General features: G+C 39.9%; 12 protein-coding genes. All 12 read right to left on the bottom strand.

Annotation, left to right across the window (positions count from 1 at the left end):
• Positions 1 to 2,141 (bottom strand): glycoside hydrolase family 31 protein (locus NE257_RS07555; protein ID WP_251886154.1); only part of this gene is annotated, 2,141 nt, incomplete at its 3' end.
• 9 nt (positions 2,142 to 2,150) lie between these two features.
• Positions 2,151 to 3,779, bottom strand: coding sequence for a glycoside hydrolase family 13 protein (locus NE257_RS07550; RefSeq protein ID WP_251886153.1), 1,629 nt, complete (start codon positions 3,777 to 3,779; stop codon positions 2,151 to 2,153).
• 1 nt (position 3,780) lies between these two features.
• On the bottom strand, positions 3,781 to 4,413 hold the full coding sequence (locus NE257_RS07545; RefSeq protein WP_251886152.1) for a YesL family protein: 633 nt from the start codon (positions 4,411 to 4,413) through the stop codon (positions 3,781 to 3,783).
• Between the two features lie 46 nt (positions 4,414 to 4,459).
• Positions 4,460 to 5,347 (bottom strand): carbohydrate ABC transporter permease, encoded by an 888-nt coding sequence (locus NE257_RS07540; protein ID WP_007207693.1) that lies wholly within the window; start codon positions 5,345 to 5,347, stop codon positions 4,460 to 4,462.
• Positions 5,348 to 5,369: 22 nt separating this feature from the next.
• Positions 5,370 to 6,287, bottom strand: coding sequence for an ABC transporter permease (locus tag NE257_RS07535; protein WP_251886151.1), 918 nt, complete (start codon positions 6,285 to 6,287; stop codon positions 5,370 to 5,372).
• 75 nt (positions 6,288 to 6,362) lie between these two features.
• Positions 6,363 to 8,036: a type 2 periplasmic-binding domain-containing protein gene (locus NE257_RS07530; protein WP_251886150.1), complete on the bottom strand. Its 1,674-nt coding sequence runs from the start codon at positions 8,034 to 8,036 to the stop codon at positions 6,363 to 6,365.
• Positions 8,037 to 8,371: 335 nt separating this feature from the next.
• Complete coding sequence (locus NE257_RS07525) at positions 8,372 to 8,590, bottom strand: hypothetical protein (RefSeq protein ID WP_251869525.1); 219 nt, start codon at positions 8,588 to 8,590, stop codon at positions 8,372 to 8,374.
• Between the two features lie 214 nt (positions 8,591 to 8,804).
• Positions 8,805 to 9,971, bottom strand: a complete 1,167-nt coding sequence (locus NE257_RS07520) for a pyridoxal phosphate-dependent aminotransferase (RefSeq protein WP_251886149.1) — start codon at positions 9,969 to 9,971, stop codon at positions 8,805 to 8,807.
• Complete coding sequence (locus tag NE257_RS07515) at positions 9,955 to 10,782, bottom strand: carbon-nitrogen family hydrolase (protein WP_251886148.1); 828 nt, start codon at positions 10,780 to 10,782, stop codon at positions 9,955 to 9,957. The genes NE257_RS07520 and NE257_RS07515 overlap by 17 nt, the downstream gene beginning before the upstream one ends.
• A gap of 305 nt (positions 10,783 to 11,087) precedes the next feature.
• Entirely contained in the window at positions 11,088 to 12,188 is a 1,101-nt protein-coding gene (locus NE257_RS07510) for a lactate oxidase (protein WP_251886147.1), read from the bottom strand.
• A 240-nt stretch (positions 12,189 to 12,428) separates the two neighbouring features.
• Positions 12,429 to 14,042, bottom strand: coding sequence for an alpha,alpha-phosphotrehalase (locus tag NE257_RS07505; protein ID WP_251886146.1), 1,614 nt, complete (start codon positions 14,040 to 14,042; stop codon positions 12,429 to 12,431).
• A 22-nt stretch (positions 14,043 to 14,064) separates the two neighbouring features.
• A complete protein-coding gene (gene treP / locus NE257_RS07500; RefSeq protein WP_251886145.1) occupies positions 14,065 to 16,023 on the bottom strand; it encodes a PTS system trehalose-specific EIIBC component in 1,959 nt (652 codons plus the stop codon).
• Between the last annotated feature and the right edge of the window lie 123 nt (positions 16,024 to 16,146).

The raw sequence follows: 16,146 nt of genomic DNA, 5'->3' as shown, positions 1-16,146 counted from the left end.
ATATCAAAAACAGCCTGTTCACTAGTTTGTGTTTTGCTGTAGGCAAAACCTGATAGTGTGAGCATATGTTGCTCTTCTGGTTGATTGATTAAAATGATTTGTTCTTTCAACTGAGCATCATACATAGAGGAAAGATTATCGCCACTAACCTGTACTTCATCGGTCACGCGTAAATGAAACTCATGTTGACGTTCATTTGGCAGAATATCTTTCGATCCTTCTATTTCGATAACCAATTTTTTGGTTTCATTATCCAAACGAACGCGGGTCACGCATCGTTGATTTCCCTCATCTTCAATCAATTCATATTGATTGCTGCTTCCAGGGAAAATTTCCCAACGGATGGTTGTTGGCAATTCATTCGCTTTTGTTTGCTCAGGATGGGCATCTAAAGGTACAATGGCGCCCGCTTTAGCTAAAACAGGAATATCATTTAACCAACGATACATCGTAATGGTTGTATCGCCTTCATAACGACAGTTTCGGAAAAAGTCAAACCAATCTCCCTCTGGTAAAAAGACAGCCACTTTTCCTAACTCTGTCTGCCGATCCATCGGTTGTGTAATTGGAGCAACCAAAAGTTCGGAACCAAAGAAGTATTGATTACGCGTACGGTAAGATGCATCTACTTCCGGGTAACGGTAATACATTGGCTGCATCAGCGGTTCACCATTCTCATGTATCTTCACATTTGCTGTGTAAAGATAAGGCAGTAAAGCATGGCGGAAGCGCAAGTAATCCTTCATAATCCCGGCTATTGTTGGTTCATAGGTCCAAGGCTCCTTGCTTGTAAACGCACTTGATGAACTATGCAAACGATTGATTGGACTAAATACCCCAAATTGCAACCAGCGTAAGGACAATTCTTCGTCTTTGTATCCTAACATGTGTCCACCAATATCATGACTCCACCAAGAATAACCAATGTTCGAAGCCGTGACGGTCATGTATGGTTGGAAATCAAGCGATTCCCAACTGATAATCGTGTCCCCAGAAAAGCCGAGTGGGTACCGATGGCTTCCTGGTCCGGCATAGCGGGATAAAATTAATGGATCGTGTTTGCGTTCTACTTGATCTAGAAAGTGGTAATGGTTCAATTGCCATAACGGATCTAAGCCGGCTACTTCACTTTTTGTTCCTTGTTGCCAATCAATCCACCAAAAATCGACTCCATCTTCTTCCATTGGATGATGAACATCTTCGAAATAACTGATACGGAAATTTTCGTCATTTAAATCAAAGCGAGCTGGCTCTTCTGCCTCTTGGTCGAGATGCAACCGTTTTGCCACTCGTGGATAAGCTTCTTCAAATGCACGAATCCCATCAGCTGGATGGACATTGAGCGTAATCGCTAAGCCTCGATCATGTATCGCTTGCATAAAGCGTGTCGGATTCGGAAATAATTTTTTATCCCATGTGTATCCTGTCCAACCATTACCAAAACGTTCTGGCACTTCCGTCAAGTGCCAATCCATGTCAATTACCGACACCGATAAAGGCACCGCTTCTTCTTTAAATTGTTCAATCAATTCTAAATAGCTATCTTCCGTGTATTTCCAATAACGACTCCACCAGTTTCCTAAAGCATAACGAGGTAGCAAGGGTGTTTGACCTGTCAACTGATAGAAATCTTTCAATGCTTGGAAGTAATCATGTCCATAAGCAAAGAGGTAGCAATCCGTTTCACTTCCTAGGCGATTAACTGGTTGCTTCATCTCATCTATCGCAAAAGTTGTTGAATCGTCCATTATAGTGACACCGTTACGGCTCATGATACCATCTTCAAGTGGAATTTCTCCATCTGCTCCATCAAGTGTTCGCGTTGTTCCTTTTAGGTTCCATTCAGTATCTCCAAAACGCCAATGGTGCGTATAACCTGTTGCAAAGCGCACATCCATCGAAACTGTGTATTCATTAAATTCCTTTTCTTTTTCGTAAAAAAGATCAAAATTTGGTGTATGAATTTCTAGTTGCGTTTCCGTTTCAGAAGTGGTTGCTGTTGGTGTTCCAAATGTACGATTTAAAACAGTTTGTGTCGGACGATCTTCAAATTGTCCAGTTTGACTATATTCCATCCGAATCAATTGATTCGTTAGAATTGTGATACGATAATGTTCTCCTTGAATAATAGACTTAGTCATCATTCCCTCCTATACATTTTTTAAAATTTTTGTAGCAAATGCTTCATATGGCTTTAATGATACTTCGCCACTTTTTGGTAATGAGGTGTGATAGTTATGAACAAGTACTTCCCCAATTTCTTCTTCCAACGTAAACGTTTGCTTTGATTCCGAAAAATTAGCCACGACTAGCCATTTCTCACCGGAAAATTCTCGATAATATGCAAATACTTCTTCTTCTGTATCTTCAATTAGTTCGTATTCGCCCCAAACAACAATCGCATGCTCTTTGCGTAATTCTATTAATTTTTTGTATGTGTAAAAAACAGAATCCTCATCCGCCAAACTTTGTTCCACATTAATTTCAGGATAATTTGGATTAACGTGCAACCAAGGTGTCCCTGTTGTAAAGCCTGCATTGGCCGAATTGTCCCATTGCATTGGTGTCCGGGCATTGTCACGTCCCTTAGCATTAATGGATTCGATAATGGCTTCTTTCGTATAGCCCTGATCTAGGCGCTCGTTGTACATATTAATACTTTCAATATCGTCAACTTCATCAATTGTTGAAATTGGGCAATTCGTCATGCCAATTTCTTCCCCTTGATAAATGTATGGCGTCCCTTTCATCATATGTAGCAAAATAGCAAACATTTTGGCACTTTCCACACGATACTCTTTGTCATTTCCCCAACGTGAAACGATTCTTGGTAAATCATGATTGTTCCAGAATAAACTATTCCAACCTTCATGTCCTAATGAAGTTTGCCACTTAGATAGAATTTGCTTCAATTGACCAATAGACAGTGGCTTCAAATCCCACTTATCTTTGCCTTCTTGTTGATCCAAACCAATGTGTTCAAATTGAAAAACCATTGAAAGTTCATTTCTTATCGGATCAGAGTATAATTTAGCGATTTCGGGTGTTGCTCCCCAAGTTTCACCCACCGTCATTACATCTTGCGAGCCGAACGTTGCTTGATTCATTTCTTGAAGATACGTGTGCAACATTGGCCCATTTCCTGTAATGCTTTGATCAGGTAATTTGCCAATTAAATCGATGACGTCCATCCGGAAACCACCAATTCCTTTTTCCAACCAAAAATTCATCATATCGTAGACTTCTTGACGAACTTTTTTGTTTTCCCAATTTAAGTCTGGTTGTTTTTTACTAAACAAGTGTAAATAATACTGCCCCGATGCTTCATCATATTCCCATGCACTTCCACTAAATGCTGAATGCAAATCATTTGGGACGTCCCCATTAACTGGATCACGCCAGACATAATAATCTCGGTATGGATTTTCTTTGCCTTTCTTGGCTTCTACAAACCAAGCATGTTCATCAGAAGTATGATTAACAACAAGGTCCATAACGATTTTAATGTCTCTTTTATTGGCTTCTTGGATTAATTCTTCCATATCCGCCATCGAACCAAATTCATCCATAATATCTTCATAATCACTGATATCATAGCCGTTGTCATCATTCGGTGATTTGTAAACTGGCGAAAGCCAGATAGCTGTAATTCCTAATAATTGTAAATAATCTAAACGGGAAATAATCCCAGGAATGTCCCCAACTCCGTCTCCATTGCTATCCTGGAAACTTCTAGGATAAATTTGATATACTACGGCCTTTTGCCACCATGACGTCATGTTAAATCTCCTTCATTTTTTCATATTTTTTAAAAATACCTAACAATAAGAACGATTTTAAGAAAATCATAAATGCGATGCCTATGAAGACACTCATATACAGTATGAAAACAAAAAGATTTGAAGAAAGAAACATCAATGCAATGACCCCAATACTCATGCCCGCCAAAAGAACGCTCGTAAACACATTCATGACAGTAAGTTTCAATGAATTGACCAGACTATTTTTTAGACTATCTTGATAACGCGCAATATAAGCATACAAATATTGAGTGATAAACAAAATAAATAACGCTGTCACCCCAACACCGACCATCGGAAGTGTGATGCCATGGAATGTCTGCACAAAATACCAACCATCCACTATAAATAGCACTGAAAGCAAGGATTGAATCATACTAAATACCATTGACTGTTTAAAATTTTGCTTAAACGCTACAAAATAATTTTTCGTTACTTGCATATCATTTTTTTCATGCATCTTGAAACAAACGGTATAAGCTGCGCTCAATGAAACACCCGTTGTGACGAGTGGCAGACTAGTTATGAGGATACAAAAGTTCAGCACCATCAATCCCCAGATCTTTGCAAGTACACGATACACGGGGCCACCAACATCAAAAAATCTATCCACATTCTTCACCTCTTTTCTTCTCATCTCGTTTTGACACATTCAAAAACTATTCTTTGACCGCTCCTACAACAATTCCTTGAACAAAGTATTTTTGTAAGAATGGATAAATGACTAGTAACGGAATGATTGCTACAACAATTTTCGCAGCATTCAAGTTACGGTTTGATACTGATAACAAGCTTTGTAATTGCTCAGTAGATAATCCACTAGCATTTTGTAATGCAGCTGCAATATTTACGGACAATGATTGGATGTAGGTCATCAATGGATAATTTTTAATATCCGTCATGTAAACCAATCCACTAAAGAAGTCATTCCAACTACCTACAATACTGAATAAAGATACCGTTGCTAAGGATGGTAAAGAAATCGGAATATAGATTTTAAGCAAAATATCCCAAGCATTTGCGCCATCTAACAAAGCTGATTCTTCCAATGATTTTGGAATCCCCCGGAAAAAGTTCATTACTAAAATCACACTACCAATAGGAACAGCACCAGGTAAAATCAATGACCATACGGAATTAATCAACCCTAGATTTTTTACAACTAAATAAGTTGGAATCATTCCACCGTTAAAGAGCATTGCAAAAATCATAAGGTTCATAAAAAACTTGCGGGAAAAGAACACTTTTTTGCTTTTTGACAAAGGATAGGCCAATGTCACGATCAGTATCAAGTTTAGTGCAAGTGCTACGAAGACTCTAAATACTGAAATGCCGAATGAACGCCAAAATTGCGCATCACCGACAATTTTTTCATATGCTGCAAAAGTTAATTCTACTGGCCATAAACCAACCTTATTTGCGGCTGCTGCCTGAGAACTACTTATAGAGAGCGCAATTACATTCATCAATGGGATTAAGCATGATAACGTCAAGAGAATTACTAATAAATAGATAATAAATTGACGAATGCCAAATTTTTCTTTCATTTTTTTATTCCTCCTTTAACGTTTAGAACATCACCCGATTTGTTGCTTTTTCAGCCGCTTTATTCGAAATCCAGATTAAGAATAATCCGATAATCGAGCGAATTAACCCAACTGCAGCCCCTAAACTATAGTCTCGTCCAATTAGACCAATTCGATAAATATATGTATCTAAGACATCCCCACTCGAATACACTGGAGGAGAATACAAATTGTACACTTGGTCAAAACCAGCACTTAAAATGCCTGGCAAAGCCAAAATTGTCATCAAAATAATAAAAGGCATCATCCCTGGAACCGTTACGTAGCGTACTTTTTGATACCAGTTCGCCCCATCCATTGTCGCTGCTTCATACAATCCTGGATCAATCGCCGTAATAGCGGCTAAGAAAATAATCGAGTTATATCCAAAACCTTTCCAAACATCCGTCCAAATTAATAGATGTGGGAACACTTTATTGCTACCTAAGAAATTCACTGAGTTAAGACCGATACTTTGTAAAATTTGATTGACTGTTCCATCTAAACTAAACAAGTTTACAATAACCGAAGCTAAGATTACCCATGAAAGAAAATAAGGTAAATAAACAACTGTTTGCATCGTACGTTTCATCCATTGGACACGAATTTCATTTAATAAAATTGCAAATACTATTGGGATGATTGTGTTCCAGATGATTTTCCCTACGGCAATATAAACGGTATTATAGGTAACTTGCCAGATATCAGGTAAATTAAAAAGATATTTGAAGTTATCGAGGTAAACAAATTCAGAATGTATAAAACCTCTTGCTGGTATAAAATCTTGAAACGCCATAATTAACCCAAACATCGGTGCATAAGAGAAAACTAACAAAAAGAGTATTCCTGGCATTACCATAGCTATGAATAGCCATTGATCTCTTGAAAACCAAGATTTCCTTTTTATCGCTTTTTTATCCATAATAGTCTCCTTACTGTCAGATAGAAAATAGAGCATTTGCTGATAAATGCTCTATTAACTCATAACTCAATTTAGTTATTTTTGCTTGTCAGCAATTTTTTGCATTTCTGCGAGAATTTCTTTACCACCTTGGTTATCCCATTCTTTGGTGTATTTATCAAATTTGCTTAATGGTTCTGCTCCTGTTACAAATTTGATGAACGTTTCTTCTTCAAGTTTAGAAATTTGAGCACCATTACGATCGTTTGCTTTAATTGTATCAAAGGTTATAAATGGTTTTACTTCGTTATAGATGCCTTCTTTACGTACACCATCCATTACACCAGTTACTGCTAAAGCACGTGAAGCGTATACAGACCAGTCGGTTGGATCTGCTCCTTCTGGGTTGTCCAAATAAGCTTTGATTTTACGAGCATTATTTTGAACGACAAACTTCGTAATATCATCGATATTTGTTTTGCCTTCCGCAGCATCTGTCGCAGTCACTGCATCATCAATTTCACTCAAGTTTTTGAAGAATTCGATATTGACTGGTTTCACTGAACCATCAACTGCTTTTTGAGCATAATCATAAATTTCAGGATATTCTTTTTCCATGTCTTTTGAGTTCGCTACTTTGTCAAATAATAAATTGAACATTTCAACAACTTTTTCTGGATTAGCAAATTTCTTGCTAACAACCACGTAACCACCAACACCTGGTTTCGATACACCATTTACTCTACCATCTTTGCTTTCAATTGCATACGGCGTAAATGTTGCTTTCGGATTAGCTGTTTTGGCTTGAACCAATGCCCAATCAGAGATATGCCATGGTCCAGGAATAATACCTAATTCACCATTAATCATCATTGCGTTAATATCATCATACGTACGAGTACCAAATTGTGAATCAAGTAATCCTTCATCAAATAAATGCTTAACGTATGTTAATCCTTCTTTTGCTTGTTCCGTATTTGAACCATAAACTAATTTTCCATCATCACCTTTAAGATAATTTTTTGGATACGCTCCAAATGAGTTAAAAATAGCTGTTGCAGTATAACCAGAGCTACCATGACTATCAGATGTCAAGTAGTTTGCTAAAGCTAAACCTTGTGTTTTTCCATTACCACCAGCATCTTTTTCTTTAAATGCTTTGGCAGTACTTTCCAATTCATCCAATGTAATTGCATGATTTCCATCTGGATCCAATTTAATTCCTAAATTATCAAGCCAGTCTTGTCTGAACCAAACCATGTTTGGACCAAAATCATTGGCAGTTCCAGGTAAAGCCATTATTTTTCCATCAATTTTCGCTGAATCAATTTGTACGTTATCAAACGATTTGTAGATATCTTTGATGTTATCAGATGCGTATTTTTTGTATACATCTGATAAGTCTGCAATTAAATCATTGTTTGCTAATTCAACCATTTCATCATGGCTCACTTGCATAACATCAGGAATATCGCCAGAAGCAATTGCTAAAGATACTTGACGGGTATAATCGTCGCCATTTGCTTCAAACGCACTTTTAATATCAACACCCAATTCTTTTTTGATTAATCTGCGATACGCATTATTTGCATAAGTATCACCTTTTGGTAACTTAGAGTTCGGTTGTGTTTGTTGACCAACCGTCATAACAATGTTTCCATCAGCATCTTTCTTGGTTTCCTTTTTATCGGAACCCCCCCCACACGCAGCTAATAGTAATGCACTACTTAATACTACCGCTCCAGTTAAAAATTTGTGCATTTTCCCCATTTGATTTTCTCCTTTGAATTATTTGACATAGTCAACTACGTAAACGTTTACGTAACTAATAAAAAAATATATTTCTAAATTTACCACGTAGCAGATTACTCATAAAAGAAAGAACGTAAACGTTTACACTGTGATAATAACATTCGCCTTTATTTCATGTCAATAGCTTTTCTAATTTTTATCAAAACAAAAAGAAAAGGCTTTCTTTTTGTTTTGATAAAAAGAAAGCCCACCTTATTTTTTTACTATCAAATCTTTTTCTGCAGAAGAAAACATATGGGAATAGATAGGGATAGGGTGTTTTGTTTTAAAAGTCGTTACGGGTATGTTAGTTATCAGATTCCTTTTTCAATGCCTCCTTTAGAGCTGTCATGAACGCTACTTAGTGCTTCAAATTGTTCCCCACAGGGTTTTACAATATCAGAATGCTCAACAGTGACTAACCTATCATCTTTGATATGCTTTTTTTCAAGTGCAGCATAATTAGCGGATAATAGCGTGTGATCTTTAAAATCTTTCGCATTTCTACTTAGACGTTTGATAGTAGATAGCAAGTCAATATCCTCTACTAATAATCGAGTAATCTCTGCTAGTATCAGAGATTGGTTTTTGCAATACCATAAATCATATCTCTAATAAAATTTTTTACTGGTTTAGATAAATCATGTGATAGTTGTTCACAAACTCTTAAGTAAATTCAAAGCTTATTATTTTTTTAAAAAGGCAAGCGCGGATACAGTTCTTAAACCACCCTTGCCTAGCTTGATGTTATTCAAATAAATGTAACGTCCCGATGCGTTCGACTGCTTCGACTAAGCGAGCTTCGCCAATCGTCAGTCCCACTCTGACGAACCCTTCTCCTTGTTCGCCAAAGCCGACACCTGGTGCGACTGCCACTGCAACTTCGTCTAATAGTAGATCACTGAAAGATTCACTTGTATGGCCTTTTGGTACTGGCATCCAGCAGTAGAATGCGCCATCAGATGGGTATGCTTGCCAGCCGATTTTTGCCGCAGCGGTCACGAATGCTTGGCGCCGACTTGCATACTGTGCTGCAATTTTTTGTAAAGGCTCTTGTCCACTTGTCAATGCTGCAACACCTGCTGCTTGCAATGCCGGGAAAATACCTACAAACAAATGGTCTTGAATCAAGTTAATGGCTTCGATAACTTCTGGATTTCCTACTGCAAATGCAATGCGCCAGCCAGCCATGTTATAGGTCTTTGATAGTGTATAGAGCTCGACCCCGACTTCTTTGGCTCCTTTGGCTTGCAAGAAGCTAGCTGGCGCCGTCTGACCATTTCCTAAGGCACCATACGCGAAATCATGAACGACAATCAAGTCATTTTCCTTAGCAAATTGAACGGTCTCATCAAAAAATTCAGGCGTTGCTTGCGCCCCTGTCGGATTGTTTGGATAGTTTAAATACAAAAGCTTAGCCGCTGCTTTCAGCTCTGGCGACCATTCAGAGTAGTCTGGCAGATAGCCTTTTTCTGGTTGTAATGGAATCAATTCACTTTTGACATCTGCCAAGGCGATACCAGAAAGATAGTCTGGGTAACCAGGATCAGGTAGCACAATCGTCTCGCCAGGATTAAGTAAGGCAAGTGGCAATTCCACCAAGCCAATCTTGCTCCCACCCATCACTGCAATTTCTGTTTCCGGATCGACCGTTACACCATATTGTTGATAATAAAAATCAGCTGCTGCTTGCTTGTATTCATGATTGCCGCGAAATTGTGAATATTTGTGCGTCATTGGATCATCAAGCGCTTGTTTGGTCGCCTCAACAATGAAAGCAGGAGTCGCCTGATCTGGATTCCCTTGTCCCAAATTAATGACGTCAGCGCCAGTTGCGATTTTTTTGTTTACCTTCGCCACCAATGAAGCAAAAAATTGTTTTGGTAACTGATTGAGTTTAGTCGAAAATACCATGGTTTGTCTCCCCTTTGCGAATTTGTTCATACAATATTGGTCGCGCATCCTTAAAGACTGGAATTTCTCCTCGTACAGGCAAAATCGCAGCAGCATCTACCTCTCCGCGCGCGATGCATTCTTGGTCATCTAACTCGAGAATGATTTCTCCTAAAGGGTCAATAATCATCGAATGACCTGGAAAATGATTTGCAGGGTCAGCACCTACTCGATTGACCGCTATGAAAAAGGCTTGATTTTCAATTGCCCTAGCTTGCAGAAGCTTGCGCCACTGTGCTAAGCGTTGGACAGGCCACTGGGCACTAACAATATAGACTTCAGCGCCTTGTTGAGCTGCCAAGCGATACCATTCTGGAAAGCGCAAGTCATAGCAGATAAATGGACTGATTGTCACTTGTTTGTTTTCAAAAAATGCAAGCTTATTACCAGAAGCTAAGTAGCGATCCTCGGCCATTAAGCCAAATAAATGCGCCTTATCATATTGCGTCAGTACGGATCCATTTTCAGCAATGACATAAGTACGATTGTAAAAATCCGCCCCTTCTTTCACTGCTACCGAACCACCGACAATCGTCACATGATACGTTGTCGCTAACTCTTTTAGTAACTGCAATGTTTCTTGACCGTTATAATCTGCTATCTCTTCTAGGCGCGTCAAATCATACGCGGTGTTCCACATCTCTGGCAATACCACAAGTTCTCCTGGCTGTAAGTTTGCTTCTTGAAATAGTTCTCTGACGTGTCGTTGATTTTCTTTTGGGTTTCCAAATGCAATATCCATTTGCAATAAGACTACCGCTATCTTTTTCATGCCGTGTCCTCCTTTTTGATACCTATTTTCTGATATAAAAAAGCCCTTTTCGTCTAGACGAAAAGGGCGAAGCTCGCGGTACCACCTTTATTATGTTATCTCTTATGTTAACGGACATCTCACCGTCGTCTCAGCTTTAGAACCAAGACACCGCTCCCAGCTCATGCTAAGGTCTGCCATCTATCTATTTTCACCAACCATAGACTCTCTAAAATCTGCCAATACCTTATCTTCTGTTCATTGCGTTTTCATCATTTTCTAATAATGATTAGTTTACGCAAACTTGGTTGGTCTGTCAATGCTGTTTAGTCGACGAGTGTCGTTTGTTTGACGTCTTCAATCGTTTTTGTCCCGGCTAGTTGCATCGTGATGGCTAATTCCTTGTTCAAGTGATCAAAGACAGAAGTCACGCCTTCTGCTCCACCTAAGAACAAGCTATAAATAATTGGACGACCAAGTGCAACCACATCGGCACCACTTGCTAATGCTTTGAAGACATGCTCGCCGCGACGCACACCTGAGTCAAAAATAATTGGTACGCGTTTGCGAACAACTTGTGCGATTTGTGGCAATACATCAAATGACGCTGGCGCACCGTCTAATTGTCGTCCGCCATCATTGGACACCCAAATGCCATCAGCACCAAATTGGATGGCTACTTCGGCATCTTCTGCCGATTGAATCCCTTTGACAATGACAGGTAAGCCAGACATTTTTTTGATTTTTTGGATATCTTCTGGCACGATGGCTTGTTTTGCTGCAGCATATATTTCTGAAATGCCTTTTCCTTTGCCTTCACCGGCACCAGACGCTTCACTAAAAGCGGCTAAGTTTGGCATTGGTAATGGGAAGGTGAAGTCATTGACGATATCTTCTTCACGGTAGCCACCAAGTGTTGAATCGACTGTTAAAATAATGGCTTTTGCACCTGATTGGACAGCCTTATCAAGTAAAAATTGATTAAATGCATCGTCTTTACTCATATACAATTGGAAAAATTGGGGCGCATCTGGAGCCGCTGCTGCTGCATCTTCAATTTTGGTATTTGCATACGTACTAATCGCAAAAATAGAGCCCGCCTTGGCTACCCCAATGGCCGTATCGACCTCCCCTTTGACATGCGCTAAACCTTGCGCGGCAGAGGGAGCTTGAATGATCGGTGTTTTTAAAGGAATACCGAATAATTCAGTCGACAAATCCACATGATCAATAGCTTGTAATACGCGAGGAATGATTTTTTTCTTTGAGAAAGCTTGCGTATTTTCACGTAATGTCCATTCGTCTTCTGATCCGCCACGAATGTACCCAAACGCTCCTTTGTCCATGTCTTCTTTCACTGCTTTTTCTAAAGATGAAAGATTGACGATTTTAATTGGATGTTCTTCTTTACTTGTTGTATAGTCCATGATTACTCCACTCCTTTTTCTTCTTTACAGTGGCTATCATACAAATCTTACAAAAAGTAAGCAACTGATAACACTAAAGAAATTCAAGACAGCATCATTCAATCCCATGCAAAAAACCAGAAGATCCGCAAGCTGTTTCTCAAACTTTTGGTCTTTCTGGTTTCTTGCTTATAGCTAATGCTGTTATTCGGATGTAGTAGGGCGACTGCATGGTGCTCAAACCACCCACAGACACTCTTCTTAAATTAGGATGGCAACAGTTTGATATGGCATGAGCGTCATGTCTTTCATTACTTGCGTTTCTTGGTTGCTGATTAGGACCTGACCAGCTAAAAATTCATCAGGTAAAGCAATCGTTGCGTTTGTAGCTGATAAATTATTCATTACTACTAGTTTTTGATTGCCTAGTTCTCGGATAAATGAAAAAACTTGCGAATGATTTTTCTCATAGCCTTGATAGCTACCTTCTGCAATAATCGGATACATTTTGCGTAGCTGAATCAACCGCTGATAGAACCCAAAGATTTGCGGATTCTTTCGCTCCTGTTCGACAGAAATATTCGCATAATCGCCCGGCGCAAGCCACGGTGTTCCTGTTGTAAATCCACCGTTATTCGCCGTTTGCCACTGCATAGGAATTCGTGCATTGTCCCGCGATTTACTTTGAACAATCGCCAGTGCTTCACTCGCTGATTTGCCCTTAGCTATGAGCATCTGATAGGCATTTTTTGATTCGATATCATCAAATGCATCAATCGTGTCATACGTCGGATTAAGCATGCCGATTTCTTCACCCATGTAGATAAATGGCGTGCCTCGATTCAGATGAATCATCGCCGCTAACACTTGGGCACCAGCCACGCGATATGTCTGCCAATCGACAAAGCGATTAAGCGCTCTAGGCTGATCGTGATTATTCCAAAACAACGCATTCCACCCGTCGTGCTCGCTCATCCCTTCGCCCCATTCATGGAGAATCTTGGTTAGTTGGTGGAAGTCAAACTTACTCGTCGTCCACTTTTCACCAGCTGCATAATCCACTTTCAAATGATGGAAGTTAAAAATCATCGATAGCTCGTGACGCGTTTCTTGGGTGTATAAAACACCATTTTCAATCGTCGTCGAGCTCATTTCACCCACTGTGATCGTACCTCGTGGGCCAAAGGTGGCTCGATTCATTTCATGAATGTAGTCGTGGGCAATGGGTCGGTCGGTATATTCGGCTTTGCCAATACCATCAGCCGCGTCTTTTATGTGCTCATCTTTGCCAATGACATTAATCACATCAAAGCGTAGGCCGTCCACACCTTTGTCCAACCAAAAATCCAATACCTTTTGTAGCTCTTTGCGTACATCAGGGTTACGCCAATTTAAGTCGGCTTGGGTCACATCGTATAGATGCAAGTACCACTTGCCCGTTTGGCCAAATGGCGCCCATGCACTACCGCCGAACTTGGATTGCCAATTCGTCGGCTCATCGCGTAACAAAAAGTAATCTTGGTACTTCTTCTCTCCGGCTAACGCTCGTTGGAACCATTCGTGCTCGGTCGAGACATGATTAAAGACCATATCCAACATAATACCAATACCATATGTTTTGGCTTGAGCGACCAACTGCTCAAAGATTGCCATCGTGCCAAATATAGGATCGATGGCTTGATAGTCGGCCACATCATAGCCATTGTCTTTTTGTGGGCTCGGGTAAATAGGACTTAGCCACAGCATCTCTACTCCTAAGTCAGCCAAGTAGGGTAATTTCTCAATGATACCTGCTAAATCTCCGAACCCATCACCATTGTGGTCATAAAAAGATTTCGGATAGATTTGATACACTACTTTCTGTTTAAAAGACATTTGAAAACTCCATTCTACGTTCTTAGTTACGTGACTGCACATGCATGATTGCTTGTTCTTTCGCGACTGTGCCAGGTTCTAGTACTGGATCGACTTGATACTCTCCGGAATTGGTAATAATGACTGGTGTTTGAGTCTGATAGCCTGCTGCTTGAATTGCTTCTAAATCAAACGCCAATAATTTTTGGCCACGCGTTACATGGTCACCTTGCTTCACAAGTGCGGTAAAATGTGCACCATTTAAATTCACCGTGTCCATACCGACATGAATCAATATCTCTACTCCTTGGTCATCAATTAAGCCAATGGCGTGCTTGCTTGGGAATAATAAGCTAACCATCCCTGTCACCGGTGCATACACACTGCCTTCAGTCGGCTCAATCACCATGCCTTGACCCATCGTTCCTTGTGAAAACACCGGATCAACTGCATGACTTAGGGGGAATAGTTGTCCGTTTAAAGGTGCATAAATATCTTCATCTACTAGTGTTACAGGCGCTACCGCTGGCTCTAAAGTTGCATCTATTGGGGAAATCGCTTCGCCTACGCGGTCAATTTTGTTAAATAAGCCTGTTTTTCTAAAAATCAACGTCAAGAGAAATGGTACGACAATGGCAATTATCATGCCAATGGCAAAGATCAGATAGTACTTCGGCATGATGGCTAAAATACCTGGTAGTCCACCGACACCGATTGAAAAAGCTCTTACTCCGAAAATCGTGACAAACATACCAGCTAGACCACTACCGATCATTGCCGCCACAAAAGGATACATGTATTTTAAATTTATCCCAAACATTGCCGGTTCAGTTACACCTAACCAAGCAGAGATAACTGATGGTACTGAGACTTGTTCTTCTTTCTTGTTGCCACGGTGAGCAAAGACTACAGCTAAAACAGCCGCACCTTGTGCAATGTTCGATAGACAGATCATCGGCCATAAGTTTGTTGATTTAAAATCAGCAATTAATTGGGAATCAATGGCTAACGTTGTATGGTGCAACCCAGTAATAACGAGCGGCGCATACAGTGCACCAAAGACGGCGCCAAACAACCAATTGACAGAAGAAGTTAAACCAGCATTTACAACGGTCGAAATTGCTGAGCCAATATGCCAGCCAATCGGTCCGAGAATCAAATGAGCTGCTAGAATCGTCGGAATCAATGAGAAGAACGGCACGAAAATCATCGAGACAGCTTCAGGAATATGCTTTCTGAAAAATCGTTCCAAGTAAACGAGCAAGAATCCAGCTAACATTGCTGGTATGACTTGTGCTTGGTAGCCAATTTTTTCCATTGTAAAGAACCCAAAGTCCCAGGTCCAATTCTGCGCAATCTCAGCCGCAGTCGTGCTATTTACGGCATATGCATTCAATAGCTGTGGTGAAACCAACGTAATCCCGAGGACAATCCCAAGAATTTCCGTTGTCTTCATCTTGCGAGTAATGCTCCACGTAATGCCGACTGGTAAGAAATGGAAGATGGCTTCACCTGGTAACCACAAAAAGCTATTGACTCCATTCCAAAAAACAGACGACTCTGTGATGGTTTTCCCAGCAAGCCACCCCATCGGAACAGCTTCTAATACATTACGGAATCCTAAAATCAACCCTCCAACAATAATGGCAGGTAATAATGGCGTGAATATTTCTGCTAAAACAGTAATTGCACGTTGGAAAAATTTTTGATTTTGCTTGGCAACTGCTTTTACATCTTCTTTACTACCACCTTCAATTCCAGCAAGACTTACAAATTCTTGATAAAAAGAAGGCACTTCATTTCCAATAATGACTTGAAATTGTCCAGCATTGGTAAAAATACCACGGACAGCATCTAACTCTTCAATAGCAGGCTGATCAGCTTTCTTCGGATCATTGAGTACAAACCGCATTCTCGTTGCACAATGTGTCACCGCTGCAATATTGTCTTTTCCACCAACGAGGTCAATCAACGACTTAGCATCTTTTTCAAATTTACCCATAACCTTTCTCCTTTCACTTGTAGGTACAAGTTTTATATCTTTATCATACCTGTTAAATAGTTTGTTGTAAAACGCTTTCACATTTTTGGACAAATAATTAATGAGAATAAAATGAGAGAAAAA

The sequence above is a fragment of the Enterococcus italicus genome, assembly GCF_023743875.1.
GTDB lineage: Bacteria > Bacillota > Bacilli > Lactobacillales > Enterococcaceae > Enterococcus_G > Enterococcus_G italicus.
Note: the sequence above shows the minus strand (reverse complement) of the source record. Positions and strands in the feature narration are given on the sequence as shown.

Bases quoted from the DNA above. Each gene is read 5' to 3' on its own strand.
- NE257_RS07550 (WP_251886153.1), bottom strand. From the start codon at position 3,779: ATGACGTCATGGTGGCAAAAGGCCGTAGTATATCAAATTTATCCTAGA.
- NE257_RS07540 (WP_007207693.1), bottom strand. From the start codon at position 5,347: ATGAAAGAAAAATTTGGCATTCGTCAATTTATTATCTATTTATTAGTA.
- NE257_RS07535 (WP_251886151.1), bottom strand. From the start codon at position 6,287: ATGGATAAAAAAGCGATAAAAAGGAAATCTTGGTTTTCAAGAGATCAA.
- NE257_RS07530 (WP_251886150.1), bottom strand. From the start codon at position 8,036: ATGGGGAAAATGCACAAATTTTTAACTGGAGCGGTAGTATTAAGTAGT.
- NE257_RS07520 (WP_251886149.1), bottom strand. From the start codon at position 9,971: ATGGTATTTTCGACTAAACTCAATCAGTTACCAAAACAATTTTTTGCT.
- NE257_RS07515 (WP_251886148.1), bottom strand. From the start codon at position 10,782: ATGAAAAAGATAGCGGTAGTCTTATTGCAAATGGATATTGCATTTGGA.
- NE257_RS07510 (WP_251886147.1), bottom strand. From the start codon at position 12,188: ATGGACTATACAACAAGTAAAGAAGAACATCCAATTAAAATCGTCAAT.
- NE257_RS07505 (WP_251886146.1), bottom strand. From the start codon at position 14,042: ATGTCTTTTAAACAGAAAGTAGTGTATCAAATCTATCCGAAATCTTTT.
- treP (WP_251886145.1), bottom strand. From the start codon at position 16,023: ATGGGTAAATTTGAAAAAGATGCTAAGTCGTTGATTGACCTCGTTGGT.